This window comes from Limnohabitans sp. TEGF004, assembly GCF_027924965.1.
Taxonomy (GTDB): Bacteria; Pseudomonadota; Gammaproteobacteria; order Burkholderiales; family Burkholderiaceae_C; genus Limnohabitans.
On the sequence record NZ_AP027056.1, the window covers coordinates 66,241 to 81,576 of the forward strand.

Genomic DNA, 15,336 nt, shown 5'->3' on the forward strand with positions numbered 1-15,336 from the left:
TGGCTATTTATCCAGTAATATTGGCGCATGGCCAAAGAAAAAACCCAATACAACTGCACCGACTGCGGCGGCATCACCGCCAAGTGGTTGGGCAAATGCCCAAGCTGCAACGCGTGGAACACGCTGATTGAAACCGCGGTCGACAGTAGCGGTCCTGCCAAAAACCGCTATGCAGGCATGGCTGCTCTGGCACCTGCGTCCGAAGTGGCCATCCTCTCCGACATCGAAGCCCAAGACGTGGCGCGCACGCCCACTGGCCAAGAAGAACTTGACCGCGTGTTGGGCGGCGGCATGGTGGAAGGCGGTGTGGTGCTGATTGGCGGCGACCCTGGCATTGGCAAATCCACCTTGATCTTGCAAGCGATGGATGGCTTGCAACGCAGCGGCATGAGCACCTTGTATGTGACGGGCGAAGAATCTGCCTCGCAAGTGGCTTTGCGCTCGCGCCGTTTGGGGCTGGACCACAGCCAAGTGCAAGTGGTGGCCGAAACGCAGCTTGAAAAAATATTAGCTACCGTCGACAAACTGCAACCCGCTGTGGTGGTGATGGACTCCATCCAAACCGTGTACTCCGACCAGCTCACCAGCGCCCCAGGTTCTGTGGCGCAGGTGCGCGAATGTGCGTCACACCTCACACGCATGGCCAAGTCCACAGGCACGGCAGTGGTGTTGGTGGGCCACGTCACCAAAGAGGGTGCATTGGCTGGCCCTCGTGTGCTGGAGCACATGGTGGACACGGTGCTGTACTTTGAAGGCGACACACATTCGACGTACCGACTTGTGCGTGCCATCAAAAACCGCTTTGGCGCGGTGAACGAAATTGGCGTCTTCGCCATGACCGAAAAAGGCTTGAAGGGCGTGAGCAACCCCAGTGCCATTTTCTTGAGCCAACACTCCGAGCCGGTGCCCGGCAGTTGTGTGCTGGTGACGCTTGAGGGCACGCGCCCCATGCTGGTGGAGATTCAAGCCTTGGTGGACAGCGGCGGCCCATCACCGCGCCGCTTGAGCGTGGGCTTGGACCGCGACCGTTTGGCCATGTTGCTGGCTGTGTTGCATCGCCATGCAGGCGTGGCATGCATGGACCAAGATGTGTTTGTCAACGCTGTAGGAGGTGTGCGCATCAGCGAGCCTGCGGCTGACTTGGCCGTGTTGTTGTCCATCCAAAGCAGCTTGCGCGGCAAGCCATTGCCACAAGGCTTCATCGCTTTTGGCGAAGTGGGATTGGCGGGTGAGGTGCGCCCTGCACCGCGCGGTCAAGAGCGTTTGAAAGAAGCGGCTAAGTTGGGCTTTACCGTGGCCGTCATTCCGAAAGCCAACGCACCTAAAAAGCCCATCCCAGGCATGACCGTGCATGCGGTGGAACGGGTGGATGAGGCGATGAGCTTGGTGCGTGAGCTGGGCTAATGCGTCAATCGTCGTCGCCGTGACCGCTGCCATAGCGACGGTCTTTCGCTTCGATCTTGATGACCTTGAAGGTGTTGCCTGTCAAATAGCCTTTGGCTTCGACATAGCCATTGACAATGGATTGATAGTCGTCCCAGCGCGCTGTTGACATGTCGGCTGTGTAGATCACAGCGCCGCGTGTCAGTGTGCAGCCCACATTGAGTGCTGAGCAACTTAGTTCACCGTAGATCTCAAAGCTGCGGTTGGCTTGAAGCTCGCTGGCCGTGTTGAGGGTGGACAAGCTGCGGTGATGCAAACCATCCGAGTCCGAATCATTCCAGTCATCTGAGTAGCCGTTGGAGGTGCTGCCTTCAAACTCAATTTTGGTGGCATTCAATACACCGTTGCTCAACGTACCTTTGGCTTCCACATACGTGCCGTTGGCAATGCTGCTGCACAAAGCTGCACTGCTGGCTTGTACTTGAATGCCCTGAATCCTAAAAGTGCAACCCGTCACATTGCCACCGCTAGAAGTTGATGCTTTGTCGGAGACCGCGCCATACAACTCGTTGCGCTCGCTAGCCACACGCGTGGTGCCGCTGTAGTTGCTGGCATAACTTGTGTAGGTGCTGGCGGTGGCGCTGCGAATTTGCAGGCTGTTTGCGGCATAGGTGTTGGCCGTCGTGGTGGCCGACGACTTCACGACCACCACCGCGCCTGCCACCAGTCCGGTCGGGGGCGTGATGCTGGTGTAGTCAATCGTGATGGGTGTGGCAGAGGTGCCAAGCACCAAAGTTTGGGTACCCGTGTTGATGCTTTGCACGGTCCCGACCACTTGCACAGCGTGGGGTCCGACCTCGGCTTCTATCAAGGTAGCCAAAAATGAACCGTCAGCTTGCGGTAAACCGTAGACCTCCACGTTGAGGTTGTTCAGTGCAGCCAAGCTCGTCACAACCCCGTTCGCATCTAGCAAGATGGTGGAGGTGTCGGTGGTCACCGGTAGTCCAGCCACGGTGAGGCTGTTGCCTGCATAACTGGCTACGCCATGGATGCCGCTTTGCACCAGAATTTTTCCGGCGATGGGGCGCAAGGTGATGGGGTCGGTGCCGTTTTGTTCAACGCTCACGGTCATACCAATGCGCAGCGGCGTGGTGATGGCTGTGCTGCCATCGTCTGCATCCAACACATTCGCGCCAACGGTTTCATAACGAATACCGTTCACGATGATGGAGCCTAAGCCGCTGATGGTCCCTGAGCTGACAACGTTCGTCGTGGGGATGGCGCTAGCCGATCCACCCCCGCCCCCACATGCGGACAACAAGCCTGATGCTGTCAGCAGCAGCGCAAGTAACTTGGGTTTAAAAACTGTATGTGTCATACCAACTCCATTCGTAAACGATAGCGAAAGTGTGCGAGTTTCAGATTAAGACAACCTTAAGAAGAACAGCATGCGCCTTAAGAAAACCCTAAGACGCGACCACTAGCATCGGTATTGAAAGGCTCAAAACCATGCGTCACATAGTGTTCTCAATGTTGTTGTTCACCTCGCTTCAGGCAGCGGCGATCACGCCTGCTGAGTTGTTGTCTGGCTATACCGCGCAAGCAGGTCAACCTGCCAATGCAGCCCGCGGTGAAACATTTTTCAAAGCCAGTCACGGCCAAGAGTGGCAATGCACCAGCTGCCACGGCAAATCACCCATGATGGGTGGGCGTCATGCCAGCACCGACAAAGCCATTGAGCCACTCGCACCAGCGGCCAACGCCAAGCGTTTTACCGACAGTGCCAAAGCCGAAAAGTGGTTTCGTCGCAATTGCAAAGATGTGCTGGCACGTGAATGCACGGCAGCCGAAAAAGCCGATGTATTGGCCTGGCTTATCAGTGTGCGTTGATTGGAGATCGCAATGAATTCAACTTTTTCAAATTCAGGTCGCGCTTTACTCATGGCAGTTTGGTTAGCAAGTACCAGCGCATGGGCTGACAGCTACAAGGGCCCCACACCGCCTGCGGTGTACACCCAAGAGTGCGGCAGCTGTCATTTGGCATTTCCGCCCAACTTGTTGCCCAAGGCGTCTTGGCAGCGCGTGATGAATGGCCTCGACAAACACTATGGCAGCGACGCTTCGTTAGACGCTGCTGCACAGAAGCAAATCGACACCTGGCTACAAACCTATGGCGGTCAAGGCAAGCGTGCACGTGAAGAGCCGCCACAAGACCGCATCACCCGCTCGGCTTGGTTTGAGCGCAAGCACCGCGAGGTGAGCGCGGCCACCTTCAAACGTGCATCCATCAAAAGCCCAGCCAATTGCACGGCGTGCCACCGTGATGCGGCACAAGGTGACTTTGAAGATGACCGCGTGAGGATCCCCAAATGAACCACACCGTTTCAAACCCCGCCCAAGTGATGGCAACAACTGCCACGCCTGTACCCACACAGCGCAAGCCCGTGGTTGATTTAGGTACACGCATGGCCCACGCCAGCATGGCTTTAGCATTTCTTATTTCTTATGTCACCTCAGAGTCTGAGTATTGGCGCTTGGTTCATGTGTACAGCGGCTACAGCTTGGCTGCGGTGTTGGCGTTTCGATTGGTGTGGGGTTGGGTTGGGCCTGCTTCAGCACGGTGGGGCTTGTTGCTGCGCCGCGTAGCCATGTGGCGTGTATGGGCTACCAAGATCAAGCAAGGCGAATGGCTCACACGCAACTTTTGGGTGGGTGCCAGCAGCTGGGTGCTCAGCGCTGCGGTGCTGGGTATTTATGCCTTCAGCACGGTGGCCATCGCCAGCGGGTGGGCTACCTACAATGAACTTTTAGGCGATGGTTGGTTGAACGATGCCCTGCAAGAACTGCACGAAGGTTTGGGCAACGCGGCCATGGCTGTGGTGTGTGTGCATGTGGGGTTGGTGGTGATGTTGCGCGTGTGGCGCGGCCCACAAGCTCTGCGACCGATGTGGCGAGGCTATGCGAATACTTCTGGCCGAGGATGATGAGCTGCTAGGCAGCGGCTTGCGTGCGGGCCTAGACCAGCGCGGGTTCCAGGTGGACTGGGTGCGCGATGGTGTGGCCGCTGAGCGTGAGCTGTTGGGTGCACAACACCAAGCCGCCGTGCTGGACATTGGCTTGCCGCGCCAAGACGGCTTGGCTGTGTTGAAGGCCGTGCGTGCGCGTGGCGTTGACACCCCCGTGCTGGTGCTGACAGCGCGCGACGCGGTGGCCCAACGCATTGAGGGGCTCAACCTGGGCGCTGACGACTATGTGGTCAAACCTGTGGATTTGGATGAGCTGGCCGCTCGCCTGCATGCTTTGGTGCGCCGTGCGCACGGCAAAACACAAACGCTGTTGCAAGTACGTGACGTGGTGATGGACCCCAGCGCACGTCAAGTCAGCCGAAGCGGCGAGGCTATCAGTCTGTCTACGCGTGAGTTTGATTTGCTGCAAGCCCTGTTGCTCAATGCAGGGCGCGTGTTGTCGCGTGAGCAGTTGGAGCAGCACCTGTACCGCTGGGGCCACGAGGTGGAGAGCAACACCATTGAAGTTCACATTCACCACCTGCGTCGCAAGATGGGCGCGGGTCTGATCGACACCGTGCGCGGTGTGGGTTACATCGTCATGCCTTGATACGCGGACTCGCACCATGTCTCAGAAATTTTCTTTGCAACAGCGCTTACTCACTCGCACTTTAGGCGCGGTGTTGGTGGTGTGGTTTGCCACAGCTGCGTTTGTGTGGTTTGAAGCGCAGCACGAAGTGGATGAACTGCTGGATGCCCACTTAGCCCAATCGGCCGCTTTGTTGGTGGTGCAACAAAACGCCACGCCAGAAGACGATGAGCCCTTGCTGGATGCGCCCACCTTGCACAAATACGCACACCGCGTGGCCTACCAAGTGTTTGACGAAGACCGTTTGGTCATGCATTCGCCCAATGTGGCGCACACGCCCATGGCCCAGCACAAACAAGGCTATCAAACGCTGACCTTGGCCGATGGCAAATCGTGGCGCATCTTTGCTGCCCCAGGTCGTGACCGCGATGTGCAAATTTATGTGGCCGAGCGGGTAGACAGCCGTGATGAAATTTTGCGCGCCGTGATGATGGGCTTTTTGCCGCCGCTCACCATTGCCTTGCCTTTGCTGCTGATCGGTTTGTGGTGGAACGTGCGATCGGGTTTGCAGCCTTTGCAACGCCTGCGCCAAGCGCTGTTGAAACGCGACACCCAAACCCTCACGCCCGTCAACTTGCCTGAGACGCCGCAAGAGGTGCAACCCATGCTGGATGCGCTCAACGATTTGCTGCAACGCCTAGCCCAGCGCATGGAAACCGAGCGACGCTTTACGGCCGATGCGGCCCACGAGCTGCGCACACCCATTGCCGCGATTCGTGCCCAAGCACAAGTGGCGCTTACGTCCGCTACCGACGACCAAGTGCGCCAACACGCCTTGCAAGACACCTTGATGGGTTGCGATCGTGCGTCGCGTGTGGTCGAGCAGTTGCTCACCTTGGCCCGTGTGGAAGGCCCGCAAGATGTGGTTTCTGAGCCTTTCCGTCTAGACCAACTGGCGCAACAAGTCATGGCCGATCTCACGCCCGACGCCCTGCGACGTGGCCAAACGCTTGAACTGCTGGCGCCTGAGGCCATTGAGATCTATGGCCAAAGCACGCTGTGGCAAATTCTGCTGCGCAACCTGATTGACAACGCTTTGCGCTACAGCCCCGATGGGTCGGTGGTACGCATCGAGGCACAGCGCTTGGACCCACGCCATGTGCAAGTGACCGTGCAAGACACCGGCCCAGGCCTGGCAAGCGCGGACATGGCCCGTTTGGGCGAGCGCTTCTTTCGCGTGTTGGGCAATTCGGCCACGGGCAGCGGCTTGGGCTGGTCGATCGTGCGTCACATCGCCAGCTTGCAGCACGTCGATGTGCAGGTGGGCAAGTCGGCAGACCTGGGTGGTTTGCAAGTCACCCTGCGTTACCCGCACGCCTAAAAACTTAGCGCCGAGCCTGAGACAATAGGCGCATGAACTTTCAAAGATATTTGGTGCCTATCGGCACAGTGGGCTTTACCGCGTGGGCCTGGCAAAGCTGGGGCTGGATGGGCATTGCCATGGTGGTGACCGGCGGCGTCATGTGGCTGCTGCTGTATTTCACGCGCTTGGTGCAAATCATGAAGCGTGCGAGCAACCGCCCAATTGGCTTTGTGGACAGCGCCGTCATGCTCAACGCCAAGCTCAAAGCAGGCGTCAGCTTGATGCACGTCATTGCCATGACCCGCGCTTTGGGACAACTTGAAACTGAAAAGGGCGCCCAGCCCGAGGTGTTCAGCTGGCGCGATGGCAGCCAATCGGTGGTGCGTTGCGTGTTTGTGCAAGGCAAGCTGCAAAGCTGGACCTTGGACCGCCCGTTTCAAGCCACGGACGTCGAGCCCGTGAGCCACGCAGCCAACGACTAACCGCCGAATGAGCGGTCTTCAGGCCCGCTAAAATGAGCCAATACGCCAAAACAGGCGACAACAACATCATCAGTCCAAAGGAAATCCCATGAGCGTCGTGATCCCATCATCCATGTCTGACCGTGACGGCAAAATCTGGATGGACGGCCAGATGGTCGATTGGCGCGACGCCAAGATCCATGTGTTGAGCCACACCTTGCACTACGGTTGCGGCGCTTTTGAAGGCGTCCGCGCTTACAAAACCGTGCAAGGCACCGCCATCTTCCGTTTGCAAGAGCACACCGACCGCCTGTTCAACAGCGCCAAGATCTTGCGTATGAACATCCCGTTCACCAAAGATCAAGTGAACCAAGCCCAACGCGACGTGGTGCGTGAAAACAACTTGGAAAGCGGTTACCTGCGCCCTCTGACTTGGATTGGCGATAAGAAATTGGGCGTGAGCCCGAAAGGCAACACCATCCACTTGATGGTCGCGGCTTGGACTTGGGGTGCGTACCTCGGCGAAGAAGGTATGAAGCGTGGCATCCGCGTGAAGACCTCTAGCTACACACGCCATCACGTCAACATCACCATGACACAAGCCAAAGCGGTGAGCAACTACACCAACTCCATCTTGGCCAACATGGAAGTGACCGACGAAGGTTACGACGAAGCCCTGTTGCTCGACACCTCAGGCTTTGTGTCTGAAGGCGCTGGCGAAAACATCTTCGTCGTCAAAGACGGCGTGATCTACACCCCCGACTTGTCGGCTGGCGCTTTGAACGGCATCACGCGTAACACCGTGTTCCACATCGCCAAAGATTTGGGCCTTGAGATTGTGCAAAAGCGCATCACGCGTGACGAGGTGTACATCGCCGACGAGGCGTTCTTCACAGGTACGGCCGCTGAAGTCACACCCATTCGCGAACTCGACCGCATCCAATTGGGCGAGGGCAGCCGAGGCCCCATCACTGAAAAAATCCAAACGGCGTTCTTTGACATCGTCAACGGCCGCAATCCCAAGTACGCACATTGGTTGACAAAGGTTTAAGAAAATGAGTAACCCAGTTGAACTCTTGGCCAAAGACCTCAATGGCAACGGCGGCGTGTACTGCCCCAGCGCCAAGGCCGACATGAAACTCTGGAACAGCCACCCCAAGGTTTACTTGGATGTGGCCAGCACGGGCGTTGCCAAGTGCCCTTACTGCGGCACCGAGTACAAACTCAAAGCCGGCGAGCACGTTGGCCACGGCCACTAAAAACGCGCTCATCATTGCGCCTCAATGGATTGGGGATGCGGTGATGACCGAACCCTTGCTGCGCCGCTTGGCTGCGCGCGGCGAGCGCCTCACCGTCGCTGCCTTGCCTTGGATTGCACCTGTTTACCGCGTGATGCCAGGCGTGGCCGAAGTGATTGAGATGCCGTTCAAACACGGCGGCTTGCAGCTGATGGGGCGCATCAAACTCGCTAATCAGTTGCGTGGCAAGTTTGACGTGGCCTATGTGTGTCCCAACTCCCTCAAGAGCGCTTTGCTGCCCTGGATGGCAGGCATTGCCAAGCGCGTGGGCTACACCGGCGAAATGCGTTTCGGTTTGTTGACCGACCGCTTAGACAACCCTGATACCGAAGAACGCCCGCCCATGGTGGAGTGGTATGCGGCTTTGAGCCTGGTGGGCCAAACCCGCACCGGCCCCATGAAGCTCGTGGGCGATTTGCGCCCCGTGCTCAAAGCGGGCGTGGGTTTGTTAGATGAAGCGCTAGAAGAGCTGGCCACCAACATGCCCACGCTCCCCACCCTCGCCAAACACAGCTATGTGGTGTTTGCACCGGGTGCTGAATACGGCCCTGCCAAGCGTTGGCCTGCCAAACACTTTGCCGAGTTGGCGAGCAAGATTGATCGGCCCGTGTTTTTGTTGGGCTCGGGTAAAGAGTTCGATATCTGCCAAGAAATTGCGACGACTGCCAACGCCGCCAAACCCGGCCACTGTTTTAACTTGGCCGGTCAAACCAACCTGATGCAAGCCTTCGCATTGATTGCCTATGCACACCGTGTGGTGAGCAACGATTCAGGAATGATGCATGTGGCCGCAGCTTTTGGCGTGCCACAAGTGGCGGTGTTTGGCTCATCCAGTCCTGAACACACACCACCCTTGAACGAGCGTGCACGCGTGGTGTGGTTGCGTGTGGATAAAAACTACCAACCGCCACTGGCGTGTGCGCCTTGCTACGAGCGCACGTGCCCCTTGGGCCATATGCGTTGTTTAGAAGACGTGTCGGCTGAACGCGTGTACCGCTTGCTTTGAGATCCAAAAGTCAGAGTTCTGATGCCTAAAACGTAGACTCAGAGCATATAGAGAGAACGGTTATGCATATTTGCTTGGTGATTAACGCAAAAATTCCAGTCCATAAATATGGTGGAACTGAGCGAATTGTTCAATGGCTAGCGAACGAATTTGTGAAGGCCAATCATCAGGTGACGCTGGTTGGTTTGCCTGGTTGCGATTTGCCTGGTGTGACTTGTATTGCTGCAACGAATGCGCAAGAAGCTCAGCAGGCAATTCCAGACAGTGTGGATATTGTTCATTTCCATGCATGGGAGCCACAACACACGTTTCGGAAACCGTGGATTTATACCTTGCACGGCAACAGCACAACGCCTGAAACGCTGCCGAAAAATACGGTCTGTATCAGTGCAAATCATGCAAAACGCCATGGTCGTGAAGTTTTTGTTTATAACGGCATTGATCCAAATGAGTTTGTTTTTCAAGAAAACAAAAAAGATCATTTGTTGTTTTTCTCGAAGGTACGTCGGCGCGTCAAAGGTGCGCGCCGTGCCCTGAAATTGGCAAAGCAGCAAGAGCAGTCACTGGTTGTGGCGGGTGGCTATCGTTTGGATTTACTGAAGGTCGGAGGCTTGATCGATAGCTTGCGCCCAGGCGTTCACTTTGTGGGTGAAATCGGTGGTGCAGATAAGGCTGCTTGTTTTGCGGATGCGAAGGCTTTGTTGTTCCCGATAGATTGGGAAGAGCCATTTGGCTTGGTGATGATTGAGGCGCTGATGTCAGGTACGCCGGTGATAGCAACGCCGCGCGGATCAGTTCCCGAACTGGTCAATGACAAAGTAGGTGCGCTCTTTGATCGAGATGAAGACTTTGCTGCAGCGTTAGCACATGCCTCAGCATGCAAGCCAGAGGATTGCCGTGCGTGGGCCTTGGCTAATTTTTCATCTCAAGTTTGTGCAGAAAACTACTTCAAACTTTATCAGCGTGTTGTGAATGGAGAAATCGTTTTTTAACGAGATGGCAACAAACTGCCCGCTTGATCCGTGATTTTGCGAATTAAAGTTTCTGCAGTTGGGATGTCGCGAATCAGTCCCACGCCTTCGCCCACCGTGGCGTGTGCACGTGTGAAGTCACCCGCTTTCACGCCGGCGTCATAGGCGGTGCGAGCTGTATCTGGGTTGGCTTTTAAGCTGGCGATGTCGTTTTCAAGTGCGCGGTGCAAGTCATTACGAATGGCGCGGAAGTCATAGGGTGCGGGCCAATTTTTGCGGCGCAATATGTCAAACACCTCGCTACGCGCGGTGCCGTCGCCACTGGTGTGTGTGGCTTGGGTTTTTGCACCGGTTGCGGCCAAACTCTCAGTCGTGGCCCACAAACGTGAACCCACCAACGCACCATCTGCACCCAGCATCAATGCGGCAGCTAAACCTCGACCATCCGCCACGCCGCCTGCGGCAAGTAGCAAGGTGTTGGGCGAGTGCGTGGCCAAGTAGTCGGCAATCTCAGGCACTAAAGTGAAGGTGCTACGGCCTTCGCGTGCATTCGCGCCGTGACCACCTGCTTCACCGCCTTGTGCCACGATGACTGCAGCACCTGCTTCAATAGCCTGTGCAACTTGCTCTAAGCGCTGCACTTGGCAAATCAGCTGAACACCCGCTTCAGCAATACGCGCCGCGTAAGGGCGAGGGTCACCAAACGACAGCATGATGGCGCACGGCTTTTGGGTCAGCACCCAGTCAAGTGCTTCGGCGTTTTCATCCAACTTCCAAGTGATGAAGCCGCAGCCCAAACGTGCGTGGCTAGCCGTGTCATTTTTAAGAAGTTCTTGCGCGAGCATGTATTCGCGTTGTGTCCATGCGAGGTCGCCATAGCCGCCGCCCACCAAACCCAGCGCACCTGCTTGCGCACAAGCGGCGGCCAATGCGCCGCCCGTGGCGAGCGCCATAGGCGCTAAAGCAATTGGGGTGCTCAGTTGAAAACGTTGGGTGAATCGGGTGTTCAGGGCGGCATGTGTCATGCCCAATATTGTGACGCGATTAGTCAGCCGGCAGCATCACCACAAACTGCGCGCCACCGCCCTCGCGGTCTTGACACTGCACGTGGCCACCATGGCGCTGCACGATGGCGCGCACCAGCGACAAACCCAGGCCCACACCGCCTTCGCGCTCACTTGCGCCGGGCAAGCGGTAGAAGGGCTCGAAGATGCGTTCGCGTAAATCGGGGGGCACACCTGGGCCACGGTCGCACACGCACAGGCGCACCCAGTGGCGGCTGTTCTTAGTCAAGCTAGACAGTTGCACCTTAATGTCTGAAGTGCCATAGCGCCGCGCATTCTCTAGCAAGTTGCGCAAGAGGCGGCGCAGCAGTTTGGCCACGCCCGGTACCACGATGCTGTGCGGTTCAAAGCCCAGTTCTAAGTGGGCATCGACACGGGCGCATTCTTCGCTGGCAAGGCCGGTCAAATCTACGGCTTCCACAGTGCCTAGGTCGGCTTCTTTGGCATCGAGTCGGCTGGCCAACAAGATTTCGTCAATCAGTTGGTCAAGCTCACCCACGCTGCGTGAAATCTCGGCCTTCATAGCCGGCGAGGGTGAATCGCCCATCAGCTCCAGCCCCATGCGAATGCGCGTGAGCGGCGAACGCAGCTCATGCGAAGCATTGGCCAACAACGACTTGTGAGACGTGACGAGTTGTTCGATGTGTTCGGCGGCGTGGTTAAAGCGTTGCGCGAGATAAGCCACTTCGTCATTGCCTTGCTCGGCCACGCGGGCCGACAAGTTACCGGTGCCCCATTGCTCCACGCCCTTTTGCAAATTTTCTAAACGACGTGTCAGACGGCGCACGATGGGGTAGGTGCCCAGTGCAACGGCCAGCGCCACGAGACCCAAGGTCCATGCAAATCCAAACGGAGGGCGTGACCAGAAGCTGTGCGGTGGGCGTGGCAGATGCACATGCATCAACTCGCCGTTGTGCATGCGCACCATGAATTCAGGGCCCGAGCCAAAGTGACCCGGTGGGTGGCGCATGTCGGGCCCCATGAGTGGACGGGCCTCGATGGGCAAACCATCTGGTGGGCGCAAGCGCGCACGGCCTTGACCGACCAGTTCACCCTCGGCATTGCGCACCAGCACTTCGCGCAATGGCGGCTCCGCCGTCATGCGCATGACCCAGCCGGTGAGCAGTGTCAGTACAGCCACGGCCAACACCACCGCCAACCAAATACGCACATACAAAGGCAGATGAAAGGAACGTGTCGAGGGCATGGCGCTCAGTCTTGTTGTTTGGCAAACACATAACCCACACCGCGCACAGTGAGGATACGTTTGGGGGCTTTGGCATCGTCTTCGATGGCGGCACGAATGCGGCCCATGTGCACGTCGATAGAGCGGTCAAAGGCTTCGAGTTCTTTGCCGCGCACGGCTTCCATGATTTGGTCGCGCGACAGCACGCGGCCCGCGCGTTCAGCCAACACCCACAGCAGGTCAAATTGGTAAGAGGTGAGGTCGCACACTTGGTGGCGCACGCTGACGGTGCGGGCATCGCGGTCTAGTTCTAGTGAACCGAACTTCAAGGTCTGGTGTGTGTCGGTCGTAGCTTCACCGGGGGAATGACGGCGTAACACTGCGCGAATGCGGGCCAGCAATTCACGCGGTTCAAAAGGTTTGGGCAAGTAGTCGTCGGCGCCTAGCTCTAAGCCCACGATGCGGTCCATCGGGTCACCTTTGGCGGTGAGCATGAGCACAGGGGTTTGTGCCAAAGCACCTGGCAGGGCGCGTATGCGTTTGCATACCTCCAGGCCATCGATGTCGGGCAGCATCAAATCGAGCAGCACCATGTCGGGGGCGATGTCTTGCAGGGTCTTGAGGCCATTCAAGCCATTGGCCGCGTGCTGCACCGAGAAGCCAGATTGTTCAAGGTACTCGCTCACCATGTGGGCGAGGCGGTGGTCGTCTTCAATCAAAAGCAAGGTATTCATGGTGTGTTCATCATGCCTTGCCAAGTGTGTGCTTGTCTAAAGAAACGGTAAAGACGAGGTAAATCATGGTTTCACAGGCAAGACGCGCGAAGCCAGCCACACCAGCAGCAGCACGGGGACTCCCAACCAAGCGGTGCCATGGAAGAAGGCCTCGTACCCATGCGCATCCACATACACGCCCGAGAAGCCAGCCAGCCACTTGGGTGCGAGCAACATCATGGAACTGAACAGCGCGTATTGCGTGGCCGAGTAATTCACGTTCGTCATGCTAGACAAATACGCAATGAACGCGGCAGACGCAATGCCGCTGGCCAAGTTGTCCGCTGAAATCACCCACACCAAGGCGGTCAGGTCGTGGCCGCGTGTGGCCAGCCACGCAAACAATAAATTGGTGAATGCACTCAGCACGGCTCCCAACATGAGGATGCGCATCACACCCAAACGCATGGATAGCACGCCACCGATGAAGGCGCCCAGCAAAGTCATGATGACGCCAAACACTTTGGTGACCGCTGCCACTTCGTCTTTGGTGTAACCCATGTCCACATAAAACGGATTGGCCATGATGCCCATCACCACATCGCTGATGCGGTACACCGCAATCAAACCCAGAATCAGCGCAGCTTGCCAGCGGTAGCGGCGAATGAATTCGGCAAAGGGCTCAATCAATGCGCCGCGCAACCACTCGGCCGCGTTGCGCGCGGGTGGCATGTCACGTGGTGCAGGTTCGGGCGATAGCATGACGGTCAACACGCCGAGGCTCATCGACGCCGCCATCACAAGGTAGGCCGTTTGCCACGCGGCGTGGAGGTAGGTCGTTTCGTCAGCCCCTGCCACGCGTGCTGCCACCCACAGCACGCCCGCACCCGCCCAAATCATGGCGAGGCGATAGCCCGTTTGATAGGTGGCCGCCAAGGCAGCTTGGTGTTGTGCGTCGGCAGATTCAATGCGAAACGCATCCAGCGCGATGTCTTGCGTGGCCGAACCAAACGCCACCACCAAGGCGCACCACACCACAGGCTCAAGCGCCACTTGTGGGTCGAGCAAGGCCATGCCCACCAAGCCTGCCACCACCGTGGCTTGCGCCAACAGCAGCCAGCTGCGGCGACGCCCCAACCAGCGCGTCAGCAGTGGCACAGGCATGCGGTCCACCAGTGGCGACCACACCCACTTGAAGCCATAGGCCAATCCCACCCAGCTCAAAAAGCCAATCGTGCTGCGGTCAATGCCCGCTTCGCGCAAGCGAAAGCTCAGCGTGCCCAACACCAGCAGCAGTGGCAAGCCCGCCGAAAACCCCAAGCACAGCATGCGCCAAGAGGCGGGCTCAAGGTAGACGCGAAACGCGGCCAACCAACCCAGGTTTTTAACGTGTGTGGCAGGTGTCGTGGCTGGACTTGTTGTATCGTTCATACCTCTATTTTCAGGCTTTCGCAAAGAGACTTTTTCATGCTCACCAAACGCGCTTTTCTTTACGGTTGTGTTGGCTGCGCTTGCGGCCTTGGCAGCGGTGTGCTGCTGGCGCGTGATGGCGTGGAAGTCAGCAGAGAATCCTCTGTGTTTGCTGGCCTTGTGCCTGCAGCAGAGGTTGAGCAGTCGGCGCATAAGCAATACGCCGACATGATGAAAGAAGCCGCCAGCAAGAACGCGCTCGGGCCTGACAACCACCCACAAGTGATGCGTTTGCGTCGCATCGCCAAAGAGTTGATCCCACACAGCTTTGAATGGAACCCTCGCGCCAAAGAGTGGAAGTGGGAAGTCAACCTTGTTGGCTCCAACCAAATCAACGCGTTTTGCATGCCCGGCGGCAAGATTGCTTTTTACAGCGGCATCCTCACACAACTGCAACTCACCGACGACGAAGTGGCCATGGTCATGGGCCATGAAATTGCCCACGCTTTGCGTGAGCACGCGCGTGAGCGTATGGGCAAAGCCGCAGCCACCAATGGTGTTGCCACCATTGGCAGCACGGTAGCTTCGGTATTTTTTGGTGTGAGTCCACAGCTCACCGACTTGGTGGCCAAGCAGGGCGCGAACCTGCTCAACCTCAAATTCAGCCGCGATGATGAAACCGAGGCCGATTTGGTGGGCATGGAAATCGCCGCACGTGCAGGCTATGACCCTCGCGCGGGCGTGACCTTGTGGCAAAAAATGAGCGCGGCCAACAAAGGTGCACCACCCCAGTGGCTCAGCACCCACCCCTCAGGCAATACGCGCATTGAAGAAATTCAGGCCAACTTGCCCAAGGTGATGCCGCTTTATGAGCGCAGCAAATAAGG

At 57.5% G+C, this 15,336-nt stretch carries 17 protein-coding genes; 12 read left to right on the top strand and 5 right to left on the bottom strand.

The genetic code is table 11. From position 1 onward, the window contains the following. Window positions 1-27: 27 nt before the first annotated feature. Window positions 28-1,404, top strand: coding sequence for a DNA repair protein RadA (radA, locus tag LINBF2_RS00290; RefSeq protein ID WP_281889524.1), 1,377 nt, complete (start codon window positions 28-30; stop codon window positions 1,402-1,404). Between the two features lie 4 nt (window positions 1,405-1,408). Here the strand turns inward: radA and LINBF2_RS00295 are convergent, their stop codons facing one another. Beyond that, on the bottom strand, window positions 1,409-2,761 hold the full coding sequence (locus LINBF2_RS00295) for a DUF5666 domain-containing protein (protein WP_281889526.1): 1,353 nt from the start codon (window positions 2,759-2,761) through the stop codon (window positions 1,409-1,411). 131 nt (window positions 2,762-2,892) lie between these two features. Here LINBF2_RS00295 and LINBF2_RS00300 point away from each other — a divergent pair, with 131 nt between their 5' ends. The 10 genes from LINBF2_RS00300 (at window position 2,893) to LINBF2_RS00345 (ending at window position 10,097) form a co-directional block, all read left to right on the top strand. Next, window positions 2,893-3,273: a DUF1924 domain-containing protein gene (locus LINBF2_RS00300; RefSeq protein ID WP_281889528.1), complete on the top strand. Its 381-nt coding sequence runs from the start codon at window positions 2,893-2,895 to the stop codon at window positions 3,271-3,273. Between the two features lie 12 nt (window positions 3,274-3,285). Further along, window positions 3,286-3,756 carry a diheme cytochrome c gene (locus LINBF2_RS00305; RefSeq protein WP_281889529.1) on the top strand — a complete coding sequence of 157 codons (471 nt, stop codon included), beginning with the start codon at window positions 3,286-3,288 and terminating at the stop codon, window positions 3,754-3,756. Then, window positions 3,753-4,367: a cytochrome b/b6 domain-containing protein gene (locus tag LINBF2_RS00310; protein ID WP_281889530.1), complete on the top strand. Its 615-nt coding sequence runs from the start codon at window positions 3,753-3,755 to the stop codon at window positions 4,365-4,367. The genes LINBF2_RS00305 and LINBF2_RS00310 overlap by 4 nt, the downstream gene beginning before the upstream one ends. Continuing rightward, window positions 4,342-4,998, top strand: coding sequence for a winged helix-turn-helix domain-containing protein (locus LINBF2_RS00315; protein ID WP_104796855.1), 657 nt, complete (start codon window positions 4,342-4,344; stop codon window positions 4,996-4,998). The genes LINBF2_RS00310 and LINBF2_RS00315 overlap by 26 nt, the downstream gene beginning before the upstream one ends. Before the next feature lie 16 nt (window positions 4,999-5,014). Further along, window positions 5,015-6,358, top strand: a complete 1,344-nt coding sequence (locus tag LINBF2_RS00320; RefSeq protein ID WP_281889533.1) for an ATP-binding protein — start codon at window positions 5,015-5,017, stop codon at window positions 6,356-6,358. A 32-nt stretch (window positions 6,359-6,390) separates the two neighbouring features. Next, window positions 6,391-6,822, top strand: coding sequence for a glycerate kinase (locus tag LINBF2_RS00325; RefSeq protein WP_104796853.1), 432 nt, complete (start codon window positions 6,391-6,393; stop codon window positions 6,820-6,822). A gap of 88 nt (window positions 6,823-6,910) precedes the next feature. Continuing rightward, complete coding sequence (locus LINBF2_RS00330; protein WP_281889535.1) at window positions 6,911-7,852, top strand: branched-chain amino acid transaminase; 942 nt, start codon at window positions 6,911-6,913, stop codon at window positions 7,850-7,852. Window positions 7,853-7,856: 4 nt separating this feature from the next. After that, window positions 7,857-8,060, top strand: coding sequence for a zinc-finger domain-containing protein (locus LINBF2_RS00335; RefSeq protein ID WP_104796851.1), 204 nt, complete (start codon window positions 7,857-7,859; stop codon window positions 8,058-8,060). Next, on the top strand, window positions 8,044-9,105 hold the full coding sequence (gene waaF / locus LINBF2_RS00340; protein ID WP_281889538.1) for a lipopolysaccharide heptosyltransferase II: 1,062 nt from the start codon (window positions 8,044-8,046) through the stop codon (window positions 9,103-9,105). The genes LINBF2_RS00335 and waaF overlap by 17 nt, the downstream gene beginning before the upstream one ends. Before the next feature lie 62 nt (window positions 9,106-9,167). Continuing rightward, window positions 9,168-10,097 (top strand): glycosyltransferase, encoded by a 930-nt coding sequence (locus LINBF2_RS00345; RefSeq protein ID WP_281889541.1) that lies wholly within the window; start codon window positions 9,168-9,170, stop codon window positions 10,095-10,097. Here LINBF2_RS00345 and LINBF2_RS00350 read toward each other — a convergent pair. The 4 genes from LINBF2_RS00350 to LINBF2_RS00365 all read right to left on the bottom strand — a co-directional run bounded on the left by LINBF2_RS00350 (window position 10,094) and on the right by LINBF2_RS00365 (window position 14,470). Then, window positions 10,094-11,101, bottom strand: coding sequence for a nitronate monooxygenase (locus tag LINBF2_RS00350; RefSeq protein WP_281889542.1), 1,008 nt, complete (start codon window positions 11,099-11,101; stop codon window positions 10,094-10,096). The two genes, LINBF2_RS00345 and LINBF2_RS00350, sit on opposite strands and share 4 nt — an antisense overlap. A gap of 19 nt (window positions 11,102-11,120) precedes the next feature. Next, window positions 11,121-12,347, bottom strand: a complete 1,227-nt coding sequence (locus tag LINBF2_RS00355; protein ID WP_281889544.1) for a HAMP domain-containing sensor histidine kinase — start codon at window positions 12,345-12,347, stop codon at window positions 11,121-11,123. A 5-nt stretch (window positions 12,348-12,352) separates the two neighbouring features. Further along, entirely contained in the window at window positions 12,353-13,060 is a 708-nt protein-coding gene (locus LINBF2_RS00360; RefSeq protein WP_281889546.1) for a response regulator transcription factor, read from the bottom strand. A gap of 63 nt (window positions 13,061-13,123) precedes the next feature. Further along, window positions 13,124-14,470, bottom strand: a complete 1,347-nt coding sequence (locus tag LINBF2_RS00365) for an AmpG family muropeptide MFS transporter (protein ID WP_281889548.1) — start codon at window positions 14,468-14,470, stop codon at window positions 13,124-13,126. 36 nt (window positions 14,471-14,506) lie between these two features. Here LINBF2_RS00365 and LINBF2_RS00370 point away from each other — a divergent pair, with 36 nt between their 5' ends. After that, entirely contained in the window at window positions 14,507-15,334 is an 828-nt protein-coding gene (locus LINBF2_RS00370; RefSeq protein WP_281889550.1) for a M48 family metallopeptidase, read from the top strand. The last annotated feature ends 2 nt before the right edge of the window (window positions 15,335-15,336 follow it).

Coding starts and splice junctions, on each gene's coding strand:
- radA (WP_281889524.1), top strand. CDS start 28: ATGGCCAAAGAAAAAACCCAATACAACTGCACCGACTGCGGCGGCATC.
- LINBF2_RS00295 (WP_281889526.1), bottom strand. CDS start 2,761: ATGACACATACAGTTTTTAAACCCAAGTTACTTGCGCTGCTGCTGACA.
- LINBF2_RS00300 (WP_281889528.1), top strand. CDS start 2,893: ATGCGTCACATAGTGTTCTCAATGTTGTTGTTCACCTCGCTTCAGGCA.
- LINBF2_RS00305 (WP_281889529.1), top strand. CDS start 3,286: ATGAATTCAACTTTTTCAAATTCAGGTCGCGCTTTACTCATGGCAGTT.
- LINBF2_RS00310 (WP_281889530.1), top strand. CDS start 3,753: ATGAACCACACCGTTTCAAACCCCGCCCAAGTGATGGCAACAACTGCC.
- LINBF2_RS00315 (WP_104796855.1), top strand. CDS start 4,342: ATGCGAATACTTCTGGCCGAGGATGATGAGCTGCTAGGCAGCGGCTTG.
- LINBF2_RS00320 (WP_281889533.1), top strand. CDS start 5,015: ATGTCTCAGAAATTTTCTTTGCAACAGCGCTTACTCACTCGCACTTTA.
- LINBF2_RS00325 (WP_104796853.1), top strand. CDS start 6,391: ATGAACTTTCAAAGATATTTGGTGCCTATCGGCACAGTGGGCTTTACC.
- LINBF2_RS00330 (WP_281889535.1), top strand. CDS start 6,911: ATGAGCGTCGTGATCCCATCATCCATGTCTGACCGTGACGGCAAAATC.
- LINBF2_RS00335 (WP_104796851.1), top strand. CDS start 7,857: ATGAGTAACCCAGTTGAACTCTTGGCCAAAGACCTCAATGGCAACGGC.
- LINBF2_RS00345 (WP_281889541.1), top strand. CDS start 9,168: ATGCATATTTGCTTGGTGATTAACGCAAAAATTCCAGTCCATAAATAT.
- LINBF2_RS00350 (WP_281889542.1), bottom strand. CDS start 11,101: ATGACACATGCCGCCCTGAACACCCGATTCACCCAACGTTTTCAACTG.
- LINBF2_RS00355 (WP_281889544.1), bottom strand. CDS start 12,347: ATGCCCTCGACACGTTCCTTTCATCTGCCTTTGTATGTGCGTATTTGG.
- LINBF2_RS00360 (WP_281889546.1), bottom strand. CDS start 13,060: ATGAATACCTTGCTTTTGATTGAAGACGACCACCGCCTCGCCCACATG.
- LINBF2_RS00365 (WP_281889548.1), bottom strand. CDS start 14,470: ATGAACGATACAACAAGTCCAGCCACGACACCTGCCACACACGTTAAA.
- LINBF2_RS00370 (WP_281889550.1), top strand. CDS start 14,507: ATGCTCACCAAACGCGCTTTTCTTTACGGTTGTGTTGGCTGCGCTTGC.